The sequence below is a fragment of the Bacillus manliponensis genome, assembly GCF_000712595.1.
Taxonomy (GTDB): domain Bacteria; phylum Bacillota; class Bacilli; order Bacillales; family Bacillaceae_G; genus Bacillus_A; species Bacillus_A manliponensis.
Window position 1 is genome coordinate 179,175 of sequence record NZ_JOTN01000003.1, and the last position, 24,620, is coordinate 203,794.

Below are 24,620 nucleotides of genomic sequence, written 5' to 3' on the forward strand. Positions count from 1 at the left end.
TGCTTTTTCAGGGGGGACAATTTCTGATAGAGGGGGGAATTTTTCGTGAGTAAGCGTCGGGTGTCAAGAAGACAATTTTTAAACTACACACTTACAGGTGTAGGGGGATTCATGGCTGCAGGAATGTTAATGCCAATGACCCGCTTTGCACTTGACCCAGTTTTAAGAAAAGAAGAAGCGGGAAGTATGGTGCCGGTTGGACAAGTGAAAGATATTACGAAGGAACCGAAACGCTTTGACTTTAAAGTAAAACAAGTTGACGGATGGTATAAGTCCGAAGAGCCAAAATCAGCATGGGTCTATAAAAATGGAAGCGGCGACATTGTAGCGTTATCTCCGGTTTGTAAGCATTTAGGATGTACGGTTAACTGGGGATCGGACAAGGAACATCCGGATCAATTCTTTTGTCCATGTCATGCAGGGCGTTACACGAAAGATGGAACAAATGTGAAAGGAACACCACCACTTGCACCATTAGATGTATATGAATCAAAGGTGGACGATGGCACGCTTTATTTAGGGAAGGCGAAGCCAAAGGGAGGTGCGAAGTAGATGTTAAATAAAATTTATGATTGGGTAGATGAGCGGCTTGATATTACGCCGTTATGGCGCGATATTGCAGACCATGAAGTGCCAGAACATGTGAACCCAGCGCACCATTTCTCAGCATTTGTCTATTGTTTTGGTGGACTTACATTTTTCGTTACAGTTATTCAAATTTTATCTGGTATGTTTTTAACAATGTATTATGTACCTGATATAAAGAATGCATGGGAATCTGTTTATTATTTGCAAAATGAAGTTGCGTATGGACAGATTGTTCGTGGTATGCACCACTGGGGAGCAAGTCTTGTTATTGTTATGATGTTTTTACATACACTTCGCGTCTTCTTCCAAGGAGCGTATAAAAAACCACGTGAATTGAACTGGATTGTTGGAGTGCTTATTTTCTTCGTTATGCTAGGATTAGGGTTTACAGGTTATTTATTACCGTGGGATATGAAAGCATTATTTGCAACAAAAGTAGGAATTCAAATTGCAGAACAAACACCGCTCATTGGTCCTTATATTAAAACACTACTTGCTGGTCATTCAGAAATTATCGGTGCTCAAACTTTAACTCGCTTCTTTGCTATTCACGTCTTCTTCTTACCAGCTGCACTGCTTGGATTAATGGCAATGCACTTCATCATGATCCGCAAACAAGGTATTTCAGGCCCGCTATAAAAACTACTAGAGTATAAGAGTCATAATATGGTAATTCGTATATTGAAGGAGGGGGACATATGCATCGCGGCAAAGGGATGAAATTTGTCGGAGATTCGCGAGTACCTGCCGCTAGAAAACCGAATATTCCGAAAGATTACTCGGAATATCCAGGGAAAACAGAGGCATTTTGGCCAAACTTTCTATTAAAAGAATGGATGGTAGGCGCGGTCTTTTTAATTGGTTACTTATGTTTAACAGTGGCACATCCATCACCGCTTGAAAGGATGGCAGATCCTACAGATGCAGGATATATACCACTGCCAGACTGGTATTTCTTATTTTTATATCAATTGTTGAAGTATACGTATGCAGCAGGCCCATATACGGTAATTGGTGCATTTATTATGCCAGGTATTGCGTTTGGTGCACTTTTGTTAGCGCCATTTTTAGATCGTGGTCCAGAGAGACGCCCGCTTAAGCGTCCGCTTGCGACAGGGTTTATGCTTCTTGGAATCGCATCTATTACATTTTTAACGTGGGAATCTGTTGCTACTCATGACTGGGAGGCTGCGAAAAAGCAAGGTGCAATTGTAAAAACGGTTGAAGTAGATAAAGCTGATGCAGGGTATGAAGTTGCTCAGAAACAAACATGTTTAACTTGTCATGGTGATAACTTACAAGGTGGGGCGGCTGCACCAGCATTACAAAACTTAACGTTAACACCAGAAGAAATCGCAAAGATTGCGAAAGATGGAAAAGGTGCAATGCCAAAAGGTATTTTTAAAGGTACAGATGAAGAGTTAAAACAGTTGTCCGAGTTCATTGCAAAGTATAATGAAAAGTAAATTGGAATGATAGACAAGCTGATTGCGATAAGCAATCAGCTTTTTGTTGTGGATAATAAAGTGAAAGCCCGACCAATCAGGCTTTCACGGACTGTTAATCGATTGAGGTGGGAGTCTTACAGTCCGCAAATAGCGGGATAAACTATGAAAAGGACAATTAGTAGGGTGTTTTGCATTTTTCTGCGGTTGGTGAGTAGATTGTTAAACAGCTGCACGGATTGAAGTTTCACTTTATGAGGTTGAAATTTGCTATAATAGAGGAAAAGTCTTATATAGAAAAAGTGAGGAAAAGAAATGAATTCGTATCGTGCACCATTAAACATATGGCATCGTCTTTTATTATGGATTGTTCCAATTTGTGTTGCCTTTTCTATTCTTTCAATTGCAGTTGTGTTTGTAGTATATGGAAAGTGGATCTATTACATAGAAATTGATTTGTTACACATTCCTGAAATTTCTGGTATGGATAAAGCAGAAATTATTCGAAATTATGATGCGTTAATTACATATTTATCTCCTTTTTATAGTGGAGAGCTACATTTTCCATCGTTAGCTATGTCAGAAGGTGGACGCATTCATTTTGTTGATGTGAAAAATATTTTAGTTACGATTCAGTATGTCATGTGTGTCACTATCGTTATATCTGTAGTTGGTATTTTTTCTTTAATGAAAAAGAAAAGAGAAAAGGTTCTTTTATATAGCGCAGTTGTGACATTGCTATTTCCGGTTGCTCTTTTGCTTCCGATTGCGATAAATTTTGAAAAAAGTTTTGTGCTTTTTCATGAACTTCTTTTCCAAAATGATTATTGGATATTTGATCCGAATACAGATCCAGTAATTCGTATGTTGCCAGAGGAATTTTTTATGCATGCAGCTTGCATTATTTTATTTATTGTCCTTTTAGGAAGTGTCTTTTGTTATTGGTTGTACCGCGCTATTAAGAAAAAGAGAAACTAATCTTTACGAAAAAGTTATACAACATATTCAAGGTCTATTCTTGTCCACCCTTTCATACATTGTAGTAGAAGCTATAGGGGGGACCGGAATGAAGAGAATACTCGCTGGAATCATAGTATGTATGATTATGTTGTTTCCTGTTCGCATATACGCAGAGAATTGGGATGGTTTAGACGTTCTATTAGATAATTCAATTCAATTTGTACAGGAAGAAGAGTATGACAAAGCGACAGAAGTATTAACGTATTTTTCGCAGCAGTTTTTAAAGCATGAGCGTGTGGATGCAAATAAAGTGTTACCCGAACATTTACGTACAATTTCTCTTGCTTATGATGAGGCACTTCAGTCATTAGAGACAGAAGGGATTGATAAGCAGTTAAAAATGGACAATATATTGGCGTTAAGACTTGTTTTAGACGCGGAAGTTTCAACATATCAGCCGCTTTGGTTAGAGAGAAAACAAAATGTAATGGATGCACTTGCAAATGTAGAGAAAGCGATGGAAAAAGAGGATTCTATCTCCTTTCAGCGCTCGTTAAACAAACTTTTGCATGAGTTTGATATCATTTATCCAAGTCTTACGATTTCACTGCCAGAGAAGCAATTACAGAGAGTAAATGCTCATTTGTCTTATTTAGACGAGTTTCGTCATATGATGTTAAAAAATAAAAGTGGACAAACGCAATTGAAAGTAATTAAAGAAGACTTTGTAGAAGTCTTTCAAGAAGTAAAAAGAGATGAAGCTTCTTTTTCACTGATTTGGTTTATGATTATAACAGGATTGATTATTTTCTTGACATTAACGTATGTTGGTTTTAGAAAATATAAGGCGGAGAAGGATAAAAAGAAGAGTACAGTCCATTCTAAAAATAGGTCTTGATTTGTAAGGTTTATCATTTGACAATCATATGATAAAAAAATAGAATTGATAGTACTATATAGCATCACTGGAGGTTTATCATGTCTTTCTATTTGATTTACTTTGCTATTATTCTGATCATACCATTGTATGCACAATCGAGAGTGCGTAGTGCGTATAATAAATACTCTCAAGTGTATTCGACATCTGGTATGACAGGGGCTGAAGTAGCTCGTAAAATTTTAGATGAAAATGGCTTATACAATGTAGCGGTAGAAGAAACACCAGGGCATTTATCAGACCATTATGACCCAAGGTCAAAAACAGTTCGTTTATCAACCAACAATTACTATGGTCACTCTGTTGCGGGAACAGCAGTTGCAGCGCATGAAGTTGGTCATGCGATTCAAGATGCAAAAGATTATTCATTCATGCGTTTCCGTCATTCACTTGTGCCGGTAGCAAATTTTGGTTCAAATATGTCATGGATCTTCATCTTAATTGGGATGTTAGCAAACATGTCTGGCTTGCTATTCCTTGGTATCATTTTAATGGCAGCAGGTGTTATATTCCAGCTTGTTACATTACCAGTTGAATTTGATGCTTCAAAACGTGCAATGCAACAAATTGAAGCACTTCATATTGTTTCGACAGATGAATATGGGCAAGCTCGTAAAGTATTAAATGCAGCGGCGCTTACTTATGTTGCAGCAGCTGCGGTTGCAGTATTTGAATTATTACGTTTAGTATTAATTTATACAGGAATGCAGCGCAGCGACGATTAAAGGCTATCATTTTTGATAGCCTTTTAATTATGGATTGGATTTTTATTTTCGTCTAATGTGAAACCTTCCCCAATAACATCGTGCACATCACTAACTGCAACAAACGCGTGTGGATCAATGGAAATAATAATATTTTTAAGTTTTACAATCTCGTTTTTTGCGACAACGCAGTATAAAACATTTCGTTCCAGCTTTGTATACGTGCCAACACCTTTTAAGAAAGTGGCCCCCCGTTCCATTTCTAAGAGGATTTTTTCAGCGATTTCTTCATTTTTATTTGAAATAATTGTAGCTCCCTTTGCTGCATAGGCCCCTTCTTGCATAAAATCAATGATTTTTGCACCGATAAAGACGGCAACTAACGTATACATTCCTTCGCGGTAGGATAAGTAAGTTACGATAGAGAGAATAATAACGAGAGCATCAAATAAAAACATTGTTTTCCCCATGCTCCACCCGATATATTTCTGCGCTAAGCGAGCAATGATATCTACTCCTCCAGTTGTACCTCCATACTTAAAAATAATTCCGAGACCAACCCCGATGAATAGGCCGGCAAATAAAGCTGCTAACGTCATATCATTTTGTAAGTTAATATGTAAATTCAGAACTTCATAACGCTGAAAAATCCATAAAAAGAATGAAACGCTAAACGTTCCAATTAACGTATATAAAAAAGTAGTTCGTCCTAACAGTTTCCACCCGATAAAAAATAGTGGGATGTTTAGCAATAAGTTCGTGTAGGAAGGATCGAGTGAAAATTTGAAATAAAGCAGTAGCGTAATACCAGTAAATCCCCCTTCCGCTAGGTGATTCTCCATGTTAATATTTACAATGCCAAAAGAGAAAATAGCGGAGCCGATTAAAATGAATAAAATATTGCGAATTTTCAACTTCGAATTCATATACTATCCCCTATCATTGTTCATTTTTAAACTACTTCACCTCATTATAGTGTATACAAAAAAACGTGGCAAACACATGAGAAAGTAGGATAACATTTGTCAAATCGGGCTGAATTGGCTAACATGATAAATGAAGGATTTGAGGTGAATAGTTATGAAGCAAAAAACAATGCAAGAAATGCAACAAGAAGTAGATGCATATATTGGTCAATTTAAAGAAGGATACTTTAGTCCGCTTGCAATGTTGGCCCGTTTAACAGAAGAAATGGGAGAGCTTGCAAGAGAGATAAATCATTATCACGGTGAAAAGCCGAAAAAAGCAACGGAAAAAGAAAATACGATTGAAGAAGAGCTTGGCGATGTATTATTTGTTATGATTTGTATGGCAAATAGTTTAAATATTGATTTAGAAACAGCACATAACATCGTAATGGAAAAATTTAATACGCGTGATAAAGATCGTTGGACACGTATTGAAGAGGGAGAGAAGAAGGAATGAAGGAAGTAAAAGTAATTATTGCAGGTCCTAGAGGACGTATGGGAAAAGAAGCTGTGCTTCTAATGGAAAGAACACCGCATTTTAATTTTGTTGCAGCGATTGATTATAAGCATGATGGGGAAAAAATTGCTGATATTCCTGGTATGCCAAATTTAGATACGCCGATTTACGGTGATTTACATACTTGCTTACAAGAAGTAGAAGCGGATGTATTGTTAGATTTAACAACTCCGGAAGTTGGTAAAAAACATGTGACGCTTGCTGTAGAACATGGACTACGCTCTGTTATTGGAACAACAGGATTTACAGAGGAAGAGTTAAAGCAGTTAACAGAAGTTGCAAAAGAAAAAGGTGTAGGTACAATTATTGCTCCTAACTTTGCTGTTGGTGCGGTATTAATGATGAAGTTTTCTCAAATGGCAGCGAAATATTTCCAAGATGTTGAAGTTATTGAATTACATCATGATCAAAAATTAGATGCACCATCTGGGACGGCTGTAAAAACAGTTGAGTTAATTCGTCAAAATCGTCAGCCTAAAGAACAAGGGCACCCAAATGAAGAAGAGCAATTAAAAGGTGCACGTGGTGCAAACGTTGATGGTATTCACATTCATAGCGTTCGCTTACCAGGACTTATTGCACATCAAGAAGTGCTATTTGGCGGGGATGGCCAAATGTTAACAATTCGTCACGATTCGTTTAACCGTGCTTCATTTATGTCAGGAGTAAAATTATCAATTGAAACAGTTATGCAGTTAGATCATCTAGTATATGGATTAGAAAACATCATCGACTAAGGGGAGAGCGACAATGAAGATTGCCTTAATTGCACATGACAAAAAGAAAGATGATATGGTTTCATTTGCGTATGCATACAAACCAGTGTTAGAGCAGCATACATTATTTGCAACGGGAACGACAGGTCTTCGCATTATGGAAGCGACAGGAATGTTTGTGACGAGATATCAATCTGGTCCACTTGGCGGTGATCAAGAGATTGGTGCGATGATTGCAAAAAATGATTTGGATATGGTGATCTTCTTTCGAGACCCATTAACAGCACAGCCGCATGAACCTGATGTAAGTGCGCTGTTACGTTTATGTGATGTATATTCAATTCCGCTTGCAACGAATATGGCAAGTGCAGAGATTTTAGTTCATGCACTAAAGCGAGGCGATTTAAATTATCGAGCGTTGCGAAAATAAGGAGAAAGATATGAAAGAATTACATATATTAGCGTTTGGTGCCCATGCTGATGATGTTGAAATCGGTATGGCAGGTACCATTGCCAAATATGCCAATGAAGGCTATGAAGTTGGGATTTGTGACTTAACTGAAGCAGATTTGTCTTCAAATGGTACAGTGGAAATTCGGAAACAAGAAGCATTAGCTGCGGCGAGACATATCGGTGTGAAGGAGCGCATTAATTTAGCGCTCCCAGACCGCGGCTTATACATGAAAGAAGCGTATATAAAAGAGATTGTAAAAGTAATTCGTACATATAAACCGAAGCTTGTCTTTGCCCCATATTATGAAGATCGACATCCAGACCATGCAAATTGTGCGAAGTTAGTAGAAGAAGCAGTTTTTTCGGCAAGTATACGTAAATATATGCCCGAACTTCCTGCTCACCGCGTTTCATCGCTCTATTTTTATATGATTAATGGTTTTCATAAACCAAATTTCTGCATAAATATTAGTGAGTATATGAAACAGAAAGTGGCAGCGCTCGAAGCATATGAAAGTCAATTTAAAACGGGAGTAGAAGGTGTCGTAACTCCATTAACAGAGGGATATGTCGAGACGGTTATTGCACGTGAAAAGATGTTTGGAAAAGAAGTTGGTGTGACGTACGCTGAAGGTTTTATGAGCAAAAAGCCAATTCTATTAGATGATGATTTAATAGGAGGAATAAAATGAAACTGAAAATCGGGATTACTTGTTATCCTTCTGTCGGTGGTTCTGGTGTCGTTGGGACAGAATTAGGAAAGTTATTAGCAGAGCGCGGACATGAAATTCATTTTATTACGTCAGGTTTACCGTTTCGCTTAAATAAAATCAATCCAAATATTTATTTTCACGAAGTAACAGTAAATCAATATTCTGTGTTTCAATATCCCCCGTATGATTTAGCGTTGGCAAGTAAAATGGCTGAAGTGGCAGAGCGTGAACAGCTCGATATTTTACATGTACATTATGCAATTCCGCATGCAATTTGTGCATATTTAGCAAAGCAAATGATTGGTGACAAAGTGAAAATTGTTACGACATTACATGGTACTGATATTACTGTACTTGGATCTGATCCATCTTTAAATAACTTGATTCGTTTTGGCATTGAACAATCAGACGTCGTAACAGCTGTATCGCAGTCATTGATTGAAGAAACATATGAATTAGTTCGTCCGAAAAAAGAAATTCAAACAGTATATAATTTTATTGATGAGCGTGTGTATTTTAAGCGTGATATGTCACAGTTTAAAAAAGAGTATGACATTGCTGATGATGAAAAAGTGTGTATTCATATTTCAAATTTCCGTAAAGTGAAACGGGCGCAAGATGTTGTGCAATCATTTGCACTTATTGCAGAGCAAGTCAAGGCGAAGTTATTGCTTGTTGGTGACGGACCTGAGCTTTGTACAATTGTACAGCTTGTAAAGAAGCTAGATATTGAAGATCGCGTACTATTTTTAGGAAAGCAAGATAATGTAGCGGAGTTGCTTGCGATGAGTGACTTAATGTTACTTTTATCGGAAAAAGAAAGCTTTGGGCTTGTGCTTCTTGAAGCGATGGCATGCGGTGTTCCTTGCATTGGAACGAACGTTGGTGGTATTCCGGAAGTCATTCAGCACGGTGAAACAGGATACATATGCGAAGTCGGAGATATAAAAGCTGTGGCGAATCAAGCGATTCTTCTTCTTCAAGATGAAATACTACATGAAAAGATGGCGGAACGTTCTATGGAAGCGGTGCAAGAGCAATTTCGTTCAGAAAACATTGTTTCACAGTATGAAAAAATTTATTATGACGTATTAAAGGATGAAGTAGATGGAACGGTTTAAAGAAGCAGCTTCAATTATCAAGACATTAAAAGGAAATGGATTTGAAGCTTATTTTGTTGGTGGGAGTGTACGAGATTATATCATTGGGAGAGAGATTGGTGATATTGATATTGCCACATCGGCGTTGCCAGAAGATGTGATGCGAATCTTTCCACGTAACGTTCCAGTTGGGCTTGAGCACGGTACGGTGATTGTGCTTCAAGGAGAAATTCCGTACGAAGTGACAACATTCCGTACGGAAAGTGATTATGAAGATTTTCGCCGTCCGAGTAGTGTTCAATTTGTTCGTTCTTTACAAGAAGATTTGCAGCGCCGAGACTTTACAATGAATGCAATTGCTATGACTGAGATGGGAGAAATCATTGACCTGTTTGGTGGAAAGCAAGCAATTGAAAAGAACGAAATCGTGACGGTTGGAAGTGCTGCAGACCGTTTTCAAGAAGATGCCCTTCGTATGATGCGTGCGATTCGCTTTGTTAGTTCATTAGGATTTACACTAGATGAAGCAGCAAAGACAGCGATTATTGAACATGCATATTTACTTGAGCGCATTGCAATGGAGCGAATTGTTATTGAGTTTGAAAAAATGCTGCTTGGAACACATTGTGAGAAAGCACTTCATCTTTTTGTGGAAACAGCTTTATATAAGCATGTACCGCATTTACAAACAGTTCGAGACGGCATTTTACAAGCTACGCAGCACACGTTTAACTTTTTACAAAATGACATAGAAGCGTGGGCATTTTTCTTGTATTGTACGAAAGTAGAAAATCCGGCGACCTTTTTACGTGATTGGAAGTTTTCAAATAAAAAGGCGAAAGAGATACTTTCTGTTCTTGCGGCAGTCAAATTAAGGGAAACAGAAAAGTGGCAAGCACTTTCTTTATATAAAGTAGGGAAAGAGACAGCGGTGATGACAGAAAGAGTGTATGAAATGCTTACTTCTTCTTATGATAATGACGCTGTACAAAATGTGCAGAAATTATATGATTCTTTACCTATTTTTAACCGGAAAGAGCTAAAAGTAGGAGGAACTGATTTACTAGAATGGAAAGGTGAAGGTGCAGGTCCTTGGATTGCACAGTTGTTACAAAAAGTTGAAGAGGCTGTAGTAGAAGGGCGACTAGAGAATGAAAAAGGGCGCATAAAGGAGTGGCTGCAAATATGCAATCTTCTATAAGGAAACAATTGTTAGAAATCTTTTCTGAAGCGAACGGTGAGTTTTTATCTGGCCAAACAATTAGTGAAAAATTAGGTTGTTCAAGAACTGCTGTATGGAAACATATGGAGGGGTTAAGAAACGAAGGATATGAGCTAGAAGCGGTAAGACGCCTAGGTTACCGTATAGCAAACAAACCTGATAAAGTAACGGCTAATGAAATTGGTCTTGGAATACAAACGGAGTTTCTTGGACGAACGGTATATTTTGAAGAATCGGTTGAATCTACACAGCAAATTGCAGCACGCCTTGCATATGAAGGTGTTGAGGAAGGGACAGTTGTTGTTGCAGAAGAGCAGATAGCAGGGCGCGGTCGTTTAAGCCGAAAGTGGCACTCGCCAAAAGGAACTGGTATTTGGATGAGTATGATTTTACGTCCGGCTATACCTGTACATCAAGCACCGCAATTAACGTTATTAACAGCTGTTGGTGTTGCACAGGCGATTGAAAAGTATACGGGGTTATCTATTGGTATTAAATGGCCTAATGATATTTTAATTAATGGAAAGAAAGCAGTTGGCATTTTAACTGAGATGCAAGCTGATCCAGATAAAGTGAATGCTGTTATTATTGGGATTGGCATTAACGTCAATCAAAAACAAGAGCATTTTGCAGAAGAAATCCAGCACATTGCAACTTCATTAGCAATAGAAGCTGATCAGACATTTGTACGAGCTGAACTTATGCAGCTTATATTTTTACAGATTGAAAAGTTATATAAAGAGTATTTAGAGCGTGGATTTGGCGTTATTAAACTTCTTTGGGAGAGTTACGCGACGAGTCTTGGAAAAGAAATTGCTGCTCGCACAATGAAGGAAACAATTACAGGCGTTGCAAAAGGAATTACAGCAGATGGTGTACTTCTATTAGAAGATAAGGAAGGGAATATTCATCATATTCACTCTGCTGATATTGAACTGAAGTAAGAAGAAGAGAGTTTCGATATAGAAACTCTCTTTTTTATCCCGCATTAACGGGCTGTAAGAATCCCATCTCAAAACTTAGAGGATTCAGAGAATTTTAGGTGGGAGATAAACAGCCTGTAAAAACCCGATTGGTCGGGCTGAAACTCAGTGGGGGATGAAGAAAACCCCACTGAGTGAAGTTTCACTTTATTATGTTCACTATTAAATTTCAGTCGAGAAAACAAAAATAAAAGGTTTTCACAGGAATTTTCTTTTTTCAAAAAAGTGTAGAAAATTTACAGCTGCGTTTGTTATAATTAGTTCGAACATGGGCAGTATCGAAATGAACTGCACCACAATAAATGAAGTGAAATGAAAATATGTGGATTCTGCCTTGATCCAAAAACAGGACTAGGACAGAGGGATGAAAATTGCCGAATGATACTACCCTTCTGCCTATTTGACAGAAGGGTTTTTTATATGATTTTTTTCATACGGCCCATCTCTTCTCTCCGGTACAAAAGGAGGAGAAATGATTGAAAACGAAAACTGATTTTTTGAAAATGAAAGCGTGCAATGAGCCAATTGCGATGGTAACAGCATATGATTATCCATCTGCCCAGCTTGCTGAAAAAGCGGAAGTGGACATGATTTTAGTTGGTGATTCTCTTGGAATGGTTGTACTTGGATATGATTCAACAGTTCCAGTAACAGTGGATGATATGATTCATCATACAAAAGCGGTGCGTCGCGGTGCGAAGGATACGTTTATTGTGACGGATATGCCATTTATGTCTTATCACGTTTCAATTGAAGAAACGATGCGTAATGCTCGCCGTATTGTACAGGAAAGTGGTGCGCATGCTGTGAAAGTAGAAGGAGCAGACGAGGTTGTGTCAAGCATTCGTTTCTTAACGAATGCTGGTATTCCTGTCGTTGCGCACCTCGGTTTAACACCGCAATCTGTTGGCGTATTAGGTGGTTACAAAGTACAAGGAAAAGATGCAGAAAGTGCAAAGAAGCTGTTAGAAGATGCAAAACGATGCGAAGAAGCAGGTGCGATTGCGCTCGTATTAGAATGTGTGCCGAAGCAATTAGCAAATCTTGTGACAGAGGAACTATCGATTCCAACAATCGGTATTGGTGCTGGTAATGGAACTGATGGTCAAGTACTTGTTTATCATGACATCATTACGTACGGCGTCGAGCGCGTTCCGAAATTTGTGAAGCAATATACATCTGTACAAGAAGAGATTGCACGCAGCATTGGACAGTATGTGAGTGAAGTGAAAACGAGGTCGTTTCCAGAAGAGGCTCACTCCTTTACGATGAAGGAAGAAGAATGTTTAGCGTTATACGGAGGAAAAGCATAATGCAAATGATTCGAACAGTACAAGAGATGCAGCAAATTACAATAGAACTTCGGAGTAAAGGACAACAAATCGGTTTCGTTCCAACGATGGGGTATTTACATGAAGGGCATGCAACCTTGCTAAGGCAAGCAAGAAAAGAAAATGATATCGTTATTTTAAGCGTGTTTGTAAATCCATTGCAATTTGGGCCGAATGAAGACTTTGATCGTTACCCGCGTGATATTGAGCGTGATGAACGAATTGCAAAGGAAGCTGGAGTAGACTATATATTTTATCCATCTGCTGATGAAATGTATCCGAAAGAGCGAACAACCACACTTGAAGTTGTAAAACGAACGGATGTATTATGCGGTGAAAAACGACCAGGACATTTTGCTGGTGTTGCAACTGTATTACTAAAACTATTTAATATTACAATGCCAAATCGTGCGTACTTTGGGATGAAAGATGCACAGCAAGTTGCAGTAATTGAAGGGTTTGTTACTGATTTTAATGTTCCTGTTACAATCGTTTCGGTCGAGACTGTGCGTGAAGAGGACGGATTAGCACGCAGCTCACGTAATGTGTATTTATCCGAAAAGGAACGTGAAGAAGCGCCGCATTTATATAAAAGCTTATGTCTGGCAAAAGAGAAGATTGAGCAAGGGCAGAAAAGCCCAGAACAAATTACAACCTTTATAAAAGAATATATCGAAGCAAATACAAACGGTACTGTTGATTATGCTGATATATATGCGTATCCGGACTTAACGAAGATAGAGCATATAGAAGGGCGTATTATTATTGCCATTGCAGTTAAGTTTGAGAAAGCTCGTTTAATTGATAATATAACGTTTACGGTTGAATAAGGAGAGGATTTTATGTTTCGAACGATGATGAGAGCGAAGTTACACCGTGGTACAGTAACGGAAGCGAATTTAAATTATGTAGGAAGTATTACAATTGATGAAGATTTAATGGACGCAGTTGGCATTGTGGAAAATGAAAAAGTACAAATTGTAAATAATAATAACGGTGCTCGTCTAGAAACATATGTAATTAAAGGAGAACGTAATACAGGTGTCATTTGTTTAAATGGTGCAGCAGCACGCCTCGTTCAGCCTGGTGATAAAGTGATTATTATTTGTTACGGCTTAGTACCAGAAGAACAAGTAGCATCACATGAACCGAAAATTGCAGTGTTAGATGACGATAATAAAATTGTCGAAATGCTTGGTGCAGAGAAGGCAGGAACAATTTTATAAGATAAAGTAAGAAAGACTACTTCTTTTTAGAGGTAGTCTTTCTCGTTTTAACAGACTGTAATATTCCGCTTCAAAACTTAAGAGAATGCGAAGAAGTGTATGGGTGATAAACAGCCTGCAAAAGTCCGTTTGGTTTCTAGTTCAGTGTAGTTGTACTTTATATCAATTCCACGAAAGTATAGTATAATAAAGTAGGTAATGTAAAAAGGGTATTGGTCATTAAGAAAGGAATGATGACGATGACGAAATTATCTTATAGTGGTTTAAAGTATGGCGAAAATGATGTAGAAATAAAATTATTGGTGGATATACAAAATGATTGGTTTGAGATAACACATACTAAGGAAGTGTCTCAAGTAATGAATAAATCAACAGGTGAATATATCATAGTAAATCGAAACAGCCTGAAATTTGAGATTGCTTCATAATACGAAACAAATAAAACGATTAAAAAATGTAGCTGATACTATCAGTTACATTTTTTTATGCACTTTTAAGCATCTCAACTGTAATGGAAAATAAAAAACAATCGCTCTCACAGGCTACTATTTGTTTGAAACAAGGGATGTGGCGAAAAAAGGCCCGTTACTACACACGGCGTGATGCTCTCTCCCACCAAAAAAGAACAGTTTTTTAAGTTTTTAACCATTTCTTTTTCGTATCTTTCCATTAAGATAACAGAAAACGTGGTATAGTAACACTATATGTATTTTGCTTTGGGAATGTAAGAAATTGAGGTGTCATAGATGAGTAAGCGTTATGTCGTAGTCGATTTAGAGACGACAGGGAATGCCTGGAAAGATGGGAAAGATAAAATTACACAAATTGCAGCAGTTGTTGTGGAAAATGGAGAAATCCTTGAAATCTTTTCTTCTTTTGTGAATCCAAAGCGGGACATTCCGCCATTTATTACAGAATTAACAGGAATTGATGAGGAACTTGTAAAGCAAGCCCCTTTATTTGAAGATATAGCTCCAATGGTAGCTGAGTTATTACAAGATGCGTATTTTGTTGCCCACAATGTTCATTTCGATTGGAATTTTTTACAAGAGGAATTAAAACAAGCTGGTTTTCAAAATATAACATGTCCAAAAATCGATACAGTGGAACTGGCTCACATTTTGTTGCCAACAGCTGATAGTTATAAATTACGTGATCTAGCAACCATGTATGGATTTACACATGATCAGCCACATCGTGCAGACAGTGATGCTCTTGTGACAGCGGAAATCTTTTTGCAACTTCTTTCAAAGATGAAAAGCTTACCACTCGTGACGTTGCAATCGTTATATGAATTAAGTGATGTACTTCAAAGTAATATTGGAGACATTATGTCGGAATATATTTTACATAAAATGATGCATGGGACAGATGATGATAAGCAATATGATATATATCGAAATATCGCACTTCGTAAGAGGGATTACAATATACAAATGAGTGATGCAAAGCTTTCAAACTTTTCGTCATTTACCGAAGAGGTTACAGAACATTTACGCACAAATATATCCTTCTTTGAAAAAAGAGAAGGACAGCAGCTCATGATGAATGAAGTGCATGAGGCACTAAGAGATTCGCGTTTCTCCTTAATTGAAGCTGGAACAGGGACGGGAAAGACGTTAGCTTATTTATTGCCAAGTATTTATCATGCGAAAGCAAATGATCAACCTGTTGTGATTAGTACGCAAACGGTTCAACTGCAGCAGCAAATAATTGAGAAAGACATTCCGCTTTTACAAAAAAACGTACCGTTTTCTTTTGAAGTAGCGATGTTAAAAGGAAGAAAGCATTACCTTTGTTTGCATAAATTTGAACATGCCCTGCGTGAAGAAGAAAGACATTATGATGATGCGTTAACGAAAGCAAAGATTTTAGTATGGCTTCTTCAGACTGAAACAGGGGATCGTGATGAATTAAGCATTACATCTGGTGGAAAGTTGTTATGGAATCGTATTTGTAGCAATGCTTATAGTCCAAAAGGTGGGCAAAGTTATTGGTTTAATCGTTGTTTTTACCAACGTGCGAAAAATAAAGCACTATTTGCAGATCTTGTCATTACAAATCATACGTTATTGTTCCAAGACTTTGTGAGTGAAGAGCCGATTTTTGCTTCTTGTGAACATATTATTTTGGATGAAGCACATCATATTGCAGAAGCTGCGAGTCGGGCGTTTGGGGAACAGTTTTCATGTATGTATTTCCAACAAATTTTATCAAGGATAGGTATGTTAGAAACAGGAGATATCCTTGATAGGGTATACGATATGATGAAGCAGTCACATATAGCAAATCGTTCTGCGTTTCAACAGATTAACCGAATGTTAAAAGAAGTAAAAATTGATGCAGACGAACTGTTTCATTTGCTGCGTACATTTATTTTTCGGAAAACAAATCAAGAGGATAGTAAAGGAAACGTTCCGCTTGTTTACCGTTATCATATACAGAAAGAACATGGAAAGTTATGGAGTAGTATTACAGAATTGACAAATCGCTTTGTACATGAAGTTTCATCATTACTCACATTGTTAACTGTGCAAGGTGAACGATTAGAACAACAAAATGAATGGGAAATGCACCTAATTACAGGTGAGTTTTTACATTTAATCGATATGCTTCAAAAAGAAACAAATACACTTAGGAAGCTAGTATTAGAGGAAACAAATGCAGTTACATGGATAGAAGCAGAAGCAAAAGGAACCATTCATTCGACCATTTTATATGCACAGCCAGTAGATATAAGTGAAACGTTTGCAGATCAATTTTTAGCAAAAAAGCGCAGTGTTATTTTCACATCAGCAACGTTAACTGTAGACGGTTCTTTTAAATATATAGAGAATGAACTTGGTTTAACGGATTTTATACCAACTATGCTGTCTATTCCGTCACCATTTTTATATGAAGAACAAGTGAAGTTACTCGTTTCAACAGATGTTCCGCATATTAAATATGCGAGCGAACAACAGTATGTGCGGGAAGTTGCCCATCATATTATGAAGATTGCAAAAGCAACCAATGGTCGTATGCTCGTCTTATTCACATCGTATGAAATGTTAAAGCAAGCATATGAACTGTTAAAAGAAGAGAAAGAGCTAGCTGAGTTTTTATTATTAACACAAAGTGTACATAATCGTAGTCGTAGTCGTATGCTTCGAAAGTTTCAAGAGTTTGACAAAGCAATTTTACTAGGAACGAGTAGTTTTTGGGAAGGGATTGATATACGCGGTGATGCATTGAGTTGTCTTGTAATTGTTCGTTTGCCATTTACATCACCAAAAGAACCAATGATGCAAGCCAAAAGTGAGGAGCTAAAAGAAAAAGGAGAAGATGCATTTATGACCCTTGCTCTTCCACAAGCCGTTCTTCGCTTTAAACAAGGGTTTGGCAGATTGATTCGCAGTAGTACAGATAAGGGGACGGTATTTGTATTAGACCGTCGTCTCACTTCTTCTTACTATGGAAAACAGTTTTTACAGTCCATTCCTCATGTTCCGTTATATGAAGGATCATTACAGGAATTATTACAACATATCGACAAGGAATAGTTGTCAAAGAAAGAAAAGGACGCCTGAAGGGACAAGCTTCAGGCGTTTTGTGTGGGTAGGAGGAAATTTATTTTCTGACATCATGTATACAAATACATTGCTTTTCACATTGAAACCTTTTTTTGCAATTCATGTCCTGCTATAATAGATGGGTGATGAAGCAGGGGTAAAGAATGTAGTCTTATTGTAACCACAGTCCCTTCTTCTATAAGTAGAAATTTTGTGTAACGGAGGAGTTTTCATGGAAAAGAAAATTGAAGTACTATCAACGACACGTGTTACATATACGTCTGATTTGTATAAAGTTGTTGACAGCTTAAATCGTACATTAAAGAGGCAAGATTTAATGTTTGGTTTAGCGCTAGATAAAGAAGACAAAGAAACTGCAATATTTACGATATATAGAACGTAGTGATACAATGAAAAAGTGGATATTTGGAGTTAGTATTATTGTTTTAGTTGTCATTTTATATGGTGCATACCTTTATAACACAACGATGGATAAAAAGTTGCCGAAAGAATCGAAAATAGTTGAAACTGCGAAGAAAAAAGGGAAACTGACAGAAGTAACAAATATCGATTACTATCACTTTAAAACGTCATATGCTGTTGTAGAAGGTGTGAATGAAAAGGGAGATCAATGTATCGTTTGGGTGCCTGAGAAAAAAGGAGATGTTCTTGTTCATAAGAAGAATGAAGGCATTTCTGAAAAAGAAGCGAAACAAATTGTAGCGGCAGAAGCAGAAGCAAAGCCAAAAGAATTTGTGAAAGTGAAATTAGGTGCTGAAAACAATGTTCCATTATGGGAAGTTACATATATTGATCAAGAGGATCGTTATACGTATTATTATTTAGAATTTAAAGATGGGAAATATGCTGGATCTTACAGTATTGAAAAATAGATGCAGGGGGAACCGAGGATGAAATTAGCGAAGCGAGTATCAGCTTTAACACCGTCTTCAACGTTAGAAATTACAGCAAAGGCACAGGCGCTAAAAGCAGAAGGATATGATGTAATTGCATTAGGAGCGGGGGAACCTGATTTTAATACGCCAGAGCACATTATGGATGCTGCTCATCAAGCGATGTTAGAAGGTCATACGAAATATACACCAACAGGTGGATTAGTAAAACTAAAGCAAGAGATTGTGAAAAAGTTTGAACGTGATCAACATATTACATACGATCCATCAGAAATCATTGTATGTAATGGTGCAAAACATGCATTGTATACATTATTCCAAGTATTACTTGATGAAGGTGATGAAGTTATCATTCCAACTCCATATTGGGTAAGTTATCCAGAGCAAGTAAAGCTTGCAGGTGGAGAGCCAGTTTATGTAGAAGGATTAGAAGAGAACGATTATAAAATTACGCCAGAACAGTTACGTAAAGTAATTACGAACAAGACGAAGGCTGTTATTATTAACTCTCCAAGTAATCCGACGGGAATGATTTACAGCAAAGAAGAATTACAACAACTTGGAGAAGTATGTTTAGAGCATAACATCTTAATTGTTTCTGATGAAATTTATGAAAAATTAATTTATGGTGATGCACAATATACTTCAATTGCTCAGCTTTCTAATGAATTAAAAGAACAAACAATTATTATTAATGGTGTATCAAAGTCTCACTCTATGACAGGATGGCGCATTGGATATGCTGCAGGAAATAAGCAGCTTATTAAAGCGATGACGAACTTAGCAAGTCATAGTACATCAAATCCTACTTCGATTGCACAATACGGTACAATCGCGGCTTATGCAGGCTCTCAACAACCTGTAGAAGTGATGAGAAAGGCATTTGAAGAGCGCTTAAACATCATTTATAATAAATTAATTCAAATTCCTGGGTTCACTTGCATTAAACCACAAGGTGCATTTTACTTGTTCCCGAACGTAAAAGAAGCTGTTGCATTAGCTGGTTATAATACGGTTGATGAATGGGCAACGGCGCTGTTAGAAGAAGAAAAAGTAGCGCTTGTTCCAGGAACGGGATTTGGAGCACCAAATAACGTGCGTTTATCTTATGCAACATCTTTAGATCAATTAGAAAAAGCGTTAGAGAGAATTCATACGTTCATGAATAACAAAATTAAAGGTTAACTTCTTTGGAAAGTAAAAGTTGTTATTCTGCTTTTTCTTAATAAAATGACCTCCCTTTTATACAGGGAGGTTTTTTGTCGAATTGTGCCAAAAAGAAAAGCGGGCATGTGTGATATACTAGAGAGCGAGGTGTTTCGTTATGAAGAAAAAAATTATGTTAGAATGGTTCGAACAAGGAAGTATTGTCATTCCAAAGTTGTTAATGCTTCATTATAAAAAGCTCGGTTTAAATGAATTGGAATTTATGGTGCTTCTTCATGTTCATACGTTTTTAGAGTCTGGGAACTCGTTCCCAACCCCTGGTGAAATAGCGGAACGTATGACAGTGACGGAAACGAAATGTATGGAAATCATTCAAACACTAGTTCAAAGAGGCTTTTTGTCTTTAGAAGGTGGGCAAAAATCGGCAGAAATGATTTGTGAAAGTTATTCTCTGCAGCCGCTTTGGGAAAAAATCTTGCACTTTTTAATGAATGAGAATATAGAAGAAGAACAAAAAGAAAAAAAGAAACAGCAAACAAATTTATACGTCATTTTTGAAAAAGAATTTGGAAGACCATTATCGCCATTTGAATGTGAGACATTAGCGATGTGGCAAGATCAAGATCAGCACGATCCACAGCTTATTCAAGCAGCTCTTCGTGAGGCTGTAATGAGCGGGAAAATGAATTTCCGTTATATTGATCGTATTTTATTTGAATGGCGTAAAAACGGAATAAAAACCATTGATCAAGCACAAGATCAAGGACGGAAATTCCGTGCGAATCAGCAACAGCGTACGCAGCAAGTGACGAGGCAAGAAACGAAATATACAGGGAAAGTTCAATTTTACAATTGGTTAGAGCAGTAGTAGGAGGAGTTAGATGTTAAATAAAACACAAATTAGACATTGTCTAGATGTGATGGGTGAAATGTATCCAGATGCGCATTGTGAGCTCGTTCATGACAATCCATTTGAACTTGTTATTGCGGTTGCATTATCAGCGCAGTGTACAGATGTGCTTGTTAACAAAGTAACGAAACAGCTATTCCAAAAGTATAAAAAACCAGAAGATTATTTAAGTGTTTCTTTAGAAGAATTACAACAAGATATTCGCTCGATTGGCTTGTATCGTAACAAAGCGAAAAATATTCAAAAGCTATGCCGCCTTTTAATGGATGAATATGGGGGAGAAGTACCGCAAGATCGAGATGAATTGACAAAGTTACCAGGGGTAGGAAGAAAGACAGCAAACGTTGTCGTATCAGTGGCCTTTGGGATTCCAGCGATTGCAGTTGACACTCATGTAGAGCGTGTAAGTAAGAGACTTGCCATTTGTCGTTGGAAAGATTCTGTATTAGAGGTTGAAAAAACATTAATGAAAAAAGTACCGATGGATGAGTGGGGCGTGACGCATCATCGTATGATCTTTTTTGGACGTTATCACTGTAAAGCACAGCGACCGCAGTGCGGAGAATGCCCACTATTAGAGCTTTGCCGCGAAGGGAAAAAGCGTATGAAGGAGAAGAAACGTGAAGCAGCAAGTTGAAGTAAGGGATGAGTTTCAGCGTGCGCCTTTTTTCGAAAATATGTCCGTTATTGAATATGAAGTAGGGGATTCATTTGAAGAGTTAATTCGTCATACTTATTTTTTATTTGATATGAAGCATCACTATAGTCCGTGGGATGATATAGAACATAGTATAGTGAAAGTATTGAACGTCTGGAAAGAGGAAAAAACAGCAATCGGTACGTTGTTTCGAAATCGTAACCGAAAAGCAGCAAGGCAGCCAATCATTCATTTTGCCGCGCACATTTTATCGATTGTACACTGGCTAAATGAGACACCAGTTATAAATATCAAGCAATTAGAAGATCACGTGAAAGAATTACAAGTAAAACCAGTCAATTTTACAGAGCGATATGTATACATTATAGAACATCCTGACCATTATCATGCATTCATTCAGCTTGTGCAGTTGTATGAAGAAATGGAAAAGTTATATGCGAAAACGTTACTTATGAAAAAAAGGACATCTTCTCGTTAGAGAAGATGTCCTTTTTATTATTCAGCGGTAGTGTTATTACCAGTTTCAGGAGTGGTTGGGGTAGTAGTACCACCACCACCACCTTGGTCGTTACCTTGGCCACCACCTTGGTCGTTACCTTGGCCACCACCTTGGTCGTTACCTTGGCCACCACCTTGGTCGTTACCTTGGCCACCACCTTGGTCGTTACCTTGGCCACCACCTTGGTCGTTACCTTGGCCACCACCTTGGTCGTTACCTTGGCCACCACCTTGGTCGTTACCTTGGCCACCACCTTGGTCGTTACCTTGGCCACCACCTTGGTCGTTACCTTGGCCACCACCTTGGTCGTTACCTTGGCCACCACCTTGGTCGTTACCTTGGCCACCACCTTGGTCGTTACCTTGGCCACCACCTTGGTCGTTACCTTGGCCACCACCTTGGTCGTTACCTTGGCCACCACCTTGGTCGTTACCTTGGCCACCACCTTGGTCGTTACCTTGGCCACCACCTTGGTCGTTACCTTGGCCACCACCTTGGTCGTTACCTTGGCCACCACCTTGGTCGTTACCTTGGCCACCACCTTGGTTGTTACCTTGGCCGCCACCTTGCTGGCCATTACCTTGGCCGCCACCTTGCTGGCCATTACCTTGGCCGCCATTTTGCTGGCCATTACCTTGGCCGCCACTCTGCTGGCCATCAGCTGGTGGTTGAGGAGGCGAAGGTTGTTCTTGTTCTTCTTTATCCTCGTCAGTTGCCTCTTCCTCTTTAGGTGGTTCACCACCAGGAACTGTTACAGACGCAGTCACTGCTTTACTTGATCCATTTCCTTTTTTCGCAGTAAGTGAGAATGTATATGTGATACCTGGTCTAATGTTACCTAACTTAGCACTCGTACCATTTATTGGCACACTTCCGCTTTCACCGTCACTTGATTTATAGCTAAGATTATATGATACTTCTTTATCAGACGACGCAGACCAACTTAAGTTAACAGTTTTACTTGCAGCGTCATAAGCAGCATTAAAGCCTGCTGGTGGTTCTACTTCAGTCTTTTTCACGTGATCTTTTTTAACACCTTTAATGTACAACTCTCCATTTAAGCGTTCGACACTGCTTGGTTGTTTAAAGTTAGACTTATCTGTACCAAACTTCGTCATCATAGATTTGAACATTTGCTGTGCAATACGTGTTTGATTAGGTTTAATAGAACCGTCTGCCATGCTATTATATCCAGTCCAAACAGCCATTGTGTACTGAGGTGTATAGCCTGCAAACCAACTGTCAGGAACATCCCCAGAGTTATAGTTGTATTTTCTTAAATCCTCTTTACTATAGTTTGTTGTACCTGTTTTACCGGCTACGTCTAGAGATGGAACATTTGCGGCTGTACCTGTACCTCCTGTTTCTAAGGCACCACGTAACATATCCGTAATCATAAACGCTGTATAATCTTTCATCACACGTTTCTCTTCAGGTGTAAAGTCAACCTTTTTACCATCAGGGAAGATTACTTCCTTTACGAAGTGTGGTTTGTTATATACACCATCATTACCGAACGCTGCATAAGCACCAGCTACTTCCGTTGGGGAAGATGAATTCGTACCAAGTGGCGTAGATTCTACAGCTTGTTTGTCTTTTTCAAATGCAAAGGAGAAACCTAATGTTTCTGCAAATTCTTGTGGTTTCTTTTCGCCAACTTCTTTTTTCACTTCGTTAGCAGCATGTAGAGCGGGAATGTTGACAGATTGTTCTAACGCTTTGCGCATCGACATCGTACCTTCGTACTGACGCCCAGCATTGCTAACTACTTGACCACTTTTATATTTATATTGAGAAGCGTCAAGTTGGTGATATGTTGACCATTTTAAATACTCAATAGCAGGAGCGAAAGAGTAAATTGGTTTCATTGTCGAACCAATTTGTTTTCTCATTTCAAGCGCTTGGTTATGCCCTTTAAATGTCGCCTTATGTTCACCGCGTCCGCTACCAAGTGCACGAACTTCACCTGTTTTTGTATCCATAAAGACGAAAGATCCTTGGAATTTTTCGTTTGGATAGTTAATGATTTCTTCTGTGTTTAACATTTTGTCAGCATATTCTTGTGCTGCTGGGTCTAATGTTGTGTAAATTTGTAAACCATCTGTACCGATTTTTACATTTTCTAATTTTGCTTCTATTTCTTTTACTGCTGCATCTAAAAATGCTTGGTATGGCATTTCTTTTAATTCTTGTGGAGGTTGAACGCCTTCTGTTACTGGAATTTGCATCGCTGCTTCCATTTCAGCTTTTGAAATGTATTCGTGACGATTCATTAGTTTTAGTACTGTATTACGGCGTTCTGTTGCTCTTTGAACATTTTCTTCTTTTGTTGGGTCATAACGGTTTGGACTTTGCGGAAGTCCAGCTAACATCGCAGCTTCGTGTAATTGTAAATCTTTTAAATCTTTGTTGTAATAGTTTTTCGCTGCTGTCGCAATACCGTATGAACGGTTTCCGAAATTGACTTGGTTTAAGTACATTTCTAAAATTTCTTGTTTCGAGTACTCTTGTTCTAATTTATAAGCTAAGTACCATTCTTGTACTTTTCGTTTTACCCGCTTATCTCTTGTTAAATAGTGGTTTTTAATTACTTGTTGTGTAATCGTACTACCACCTTGAGAACCAAAGCCTTCTGTTACGTTTTCGAATACAGCTTTTGCAGTTCGTTTGTAGTCAATTCCATTATGTTCATAGAAGCGAGAATCCTCTGTTGCTAAAAAGGCACCCTCAACTACTTTTGGAATTTGATCGTAAGTGACGTTAGTTCGTTTTTCGGCTCCATATTCGTAAATAAAGTTACCATCTTTGTCGTAAAATTTTGTTGATAGTGGGTTGATGAGCTTTGCTTTATCTAATTTTGGTGCGTCTTTTATCATAATAAAGAATGCGGAAACACCAGCTACAAGACCGACGATACCAATTAGTAAGCAAGCGATTAAAAATTTACGAAAAAAGGAAGTTTTCTTCTCTTTCTTTTTTGTTTCTGGTTTATTATGTTCTTTTTTTTGTTTTTGAACTTGTTTTCGTTCTGTACGAGAACGATAATTTTCTGACATTA

At 38.0% G+C, this 24,620-nt stretch carries 26 protein-coding genes; 24 read left to right on the top strand and 2 right to left on the bottom strand.

Annotation, left to right across the window (positions count from 1 at the left end; all coding sequences use genetic code 11):
- Positions 1–111: 111 nt before the first annotated feature.
- From BAMA_RS04920 to BAMA_RS04945, 6 genes are all read left to right on the top strand, one after another.
- Positions 112–552: a QcrA and Rieske domain-containing protein gene (locus BAMA_RS04920; protein WP_084157903.1), complete on the top strand. Its 441-nt coding sequence runs from the start codon at positions 112–114 to the stop codon at positions 550–552.
- Entirely contained in the window at positions 553–1,227 is a 675-nt protein-coding gene (gene qcrB / locus BAMA_RS04925) for a menaquinol-cytochrome c reductase cytochrome b subunit (protein ID WP_034636698.1), read from the top strand. It begins immediately after the preceding gene.
- Between the two features lie 59 nt (positions 1,228–1,286).
- Positions 1,287–2,054, top strand: coding sequence for a menaquinol-cytochrome c reductase cytochrome b/c subunit (locus BAMA_RS04930; protein ID WP_034636699.1), 768 nt, complete (start codon positions 1,287–1,289; stop codon positions 2,052–2,054).
- A gap of 294 nt (positions 2,055–2,348) precedes the next feature.
- Complete coding sequence (gene lit, locus BAMA_RS04935) at positions 2,349–3,011, top strand: lipoprotein intramolecular transacylase Lit (RefSeq protein WP_034636700.1); 663 nt, start codon at positions 2,349–2,351, stop codon at positions 3,009–3,011.
- A gap of 88 nt (positions 3,012–3,099) precedes the next feature.
- Positions 3,100–3,891 carry a sporulation protein YpjB gene (ypjB, locus tag BAMA_RS04940; protein WP_034636703.1) on the top strand — a complete coding sequence of 264 codons (792 nt, stop codon included), beginning with the start codon at positions 3,100–3,102 and terminating at the stop codon, positions 3,889–3,891.
- Positions 3,892–3,971: 80 nt separating this feature from the next.
- On the top strand, positions 3,972–4,655 hold the full coding sequence (locus BAMA_RS04945) for a zinc metallopeptidase (RefSeq protein WP_034636704.1): 684 nt from the start codon (positions 3,972–3,974) through the stop codon (positions 4,653–4,655).
- A gap of 23 nt (positions 4,656–4,678) precedes the next feature.
- On the opposite strand, the gene BAMA_RS04950 is transcribed toward BAMA_RS04945, so the two are convergent.
- Positions 4,679–5,560, bottom strand: a complete 882-nt coding sequence (locus BAMA_RS04950) for a YitT family protein (protein WP_034636706.1) — start codon at positions 5,558–5,560, stop codon at positions 4,679–4,681.
- Positions 5,561–5,714: 154 nt separating this feature from the next.
- Here BAMA_RS04950 and BAMA_RS04955 point away from each other — a divergent pair, with 154 nt between their 5' ends.
- The 18 genes from BAMA_RS04955 (at position 5,715) to BAMA_RS05035 (ending at position 21,541) form a co-directional block, all read left to right on the top strand.
- A complete protein-coding gene (locus BAMA_RS04955) occupies positions 5,715–6,059 on the top strand; it encodes a nucleotide pyrophosphohydrolase (protein WP_034636708.1) in 345 nt (114 codons plus the stop codon).
- Entirely contained in the window at positions 6,056–6,856 is an 801-nt protein-coding gene (gene dapB, locus BAMA_RS04960; protein ID WP_034636710.1) for a 4-hydroxy-tetrahydrodipicolinate reductase, read from the top strand. The genes BAMA_RS04955 and dapB overlap by 4 nt, the downstream gene beginning before the upstream one ends.
- 13 nt (positions 6,857–6,869) lie before the next feature.
- On the top strand, positions 6,870–7,265 hold the full coding sequence (gene mgsA / locus BAMA_RS04965) for a methylglyoxal synthase (RefSeq protein ID WP_034636714.1): 396 nt from the start codon (positions 6,870–6,872) through the stop codon (positions 7,263–7,265).
- Between the two features lie 10 nt (positions 7,266–7,275).
- Entirely contained in the window at positions 7,276–7,980 is a 705-nt protein-coding gene (gene bshB1 / locus BAMA_RS04970) for a bacillithiol biosynthesis deacetylase BshB1 (protein ID WP_034636715.1), read from the top strand.
- Complete coding sequence (bshA, locus tag BAMA_RS04975; protein WP_034636717.1) at positions 7,977–9,122, top strand: N-acetyl-alpha-D-glucosaminyl L-malate synthase BshA; 1,146 nt, start codon at positions 7,977–7,979, stop codon at positions 9,120–9,122. Before bshB1 ends, bshA begins: the two co-directional genes overlap by 4 nt.
- A complete protein-coding gene (locus BAMA_RS04980; protein ID WP_034636719.1) occupies positions 9,109–10,302 on the top strand; it encodes a CCA tRNA nucleotidyltransferase in 1,194 nt (397 codons plus the stop codon). Before bshA ends, BAMA_RS04980 begins: the two co-directional genes overlap by 14 nt.
- Complete coding sequence (locus BAMA_RS04985; RefSeq protein ID WP_034636722.1) at positions 10,287–11,267, top strand: biotin--[acetyl-CoA-carboxylase] ligase; 981 nt, start codon at positions 10,287–10,289, stop codon at positions 11,265–11,267. Before BAMA_RS04980 ends, BAMA_RS04985 begins: the two co-directional genes overlap by 16 nt.
- Positions 11,268–11,782: 515 nt before the next feature.
- Positions 11,783–12,619: a 3-methyl-2-oxobutanoate hydroxymethyltransferase gene (gene panB / locus BAMA_RS04990; RefSeq protein ID WP_034636724.1), complete on the top strand. Its 837-nt coding sequence runs from the start codon at positions 11,783–11,785 to the stop codon at positions 12,617–12,619.
- Positions 12,619–13,467: a pantoate--beta-alanine ligase gene (gene panC / locus BAMA_RS04995; RefSeq protein WP_034636727.1), complete on the top strand. Its 849-nt coding sequence runs from the start codon at positions 12,619–12,621 to the stop codon at positions 13,465–13,467. Before panB ends, panC begins: the two co-directional genes overlap by 1 nt.
- A 12-nt stretch (positions 13,468–13,479) precedes the next feature.
- Positions 13,480–13,863 (top strand): aspartate 1-decarboxylase, encoded by a 384-nt coding sequence (gene panD / locus BAMA_RS05000; protein ID WP_034636730.1) that lies wholly within the window; start codon positions 13,480–13,482, stop codon positions 13,861–13,863.
- Between the two features lie 239 nt (positions 13,864–14,102).
- Positions 14,103–14,291, top strand: a complete 189-nt coding sequence (locus BAMA_RS05005; RefSeq protein ID WP_034636733.1) for a hypothetical protein — start codon at positions 14,103–14,105, stop codon at positions 14,289–14,291.
- 318 nt (positions 14,292–14,609) lie between these two features.
- Complete coding sequence (dinG, locus tag BAMA_RS05010) at positions 14,610–17,405, top strand: ATP-dependent DNA helicase DinG (RefSeq protein WP_034636735.1); 2,796 nt, start codon at positions 14,610–14,612, stop codon at positions 17,403–17,405.
- Between the two features lie 241 nt (positions 17,406–17,646).
- Positions 17,647–17,817 carry a YpmA family protein gene (locus BAMA_RS23770; protein WP_084157887.1) on the top strand — a complete coding sequence of 57 codons (171 nt, stop codon included), beginning with the start codon at positions 17,647–17,649 and terminating at the stop codon, positions 17,815–17,817.
- 7 nt (positions 17,818–17,824) lie between these two features.
- On the top strand, positions 17,825–18,307 hold the full coding sequence (locus tag BAMA_RS05015) for a cell wall elongation regulator TseB-like domain-containing protein (RefSeq protein ID WP_034636738.1): 483 nt from the start codon (positions 17,825–17,827) through the stop codon (positions 18,305–18,307).
- An 18-nt stretch (positions 18,308–18,325) separates the two neighbouring features.
- Positions 18,326–19,513 (top strand): pyridoxal phosphate-dependent aminotransferase, encoded by a 1,188-nt coding sequence (locus BAMA_RS05020; protein WP_034636741.1) that lies wholly within the window; start codon positions 18,326–18,328, stop codon positions 19,511–19,513.
- A 139-nt stretch (positions 19,514–19,652) separates the two neighbouring features.
- Positions 19,653–20,363 carry a DNA replication protein DnaD gene (gene dnaD, locus BAMA_RS05025; RefSeq protein ID WP_034636744.1) on the top strand — a complete coding sequence of 237 codons (711 nt, stop codon included), beginning with the start codon at positions 19,653–19,655 and terminating at the stop codon, positions 20,361–20,363.
- 13 nt (positions 20,364–20,376) lie between these two features.
- The gene (nth, locus tag BAMA_RS05030; RefSeq protein WP_034636747.1) at positions 20,377–21,042 is read left to right on the top strand and encodes an endonuclease III; all 666 of its coding nucleotides are present in this window, start codon (positions 20,377–20,379) and stop codon (positions 21,040–21,042) included.
- Positions 21,026–21,541 carry a YpoC family protein gene (locus BAMA_RS05035; RefSeq protein ID WP_034636750.1) on the top strand — a complete coding sequence of 172 codons (516 nt, stop codon included), beginning with the start codon at positions 21,026–21,028 and terminating at the stop codon, positions 21,539–21,541. Before nth ends, BAMA_RS05035 begins: the two co-directional genes overlap by 17 nt.
- Positions 21,542–21,558: 17 nt before the next feature.
- Here BAMA_RS05035 and BAMA_RS05045 read toward each other — a convergent pair whose 3' ends face one another.
- Positions 21,559–24,618 (bottom strand): PBP1A family penicillin-binding protein, encoded by a 3,060-nt coding sequence (locus tag BAMA_RS05045; RefSeq protein WP_051758864.1) that lies wholly within the window; start codon positions 24,616–24,618, stop codon positions 21,559–21,561.
- Positions 24,619–24,620: the final 2 nt, after the last annotated feature.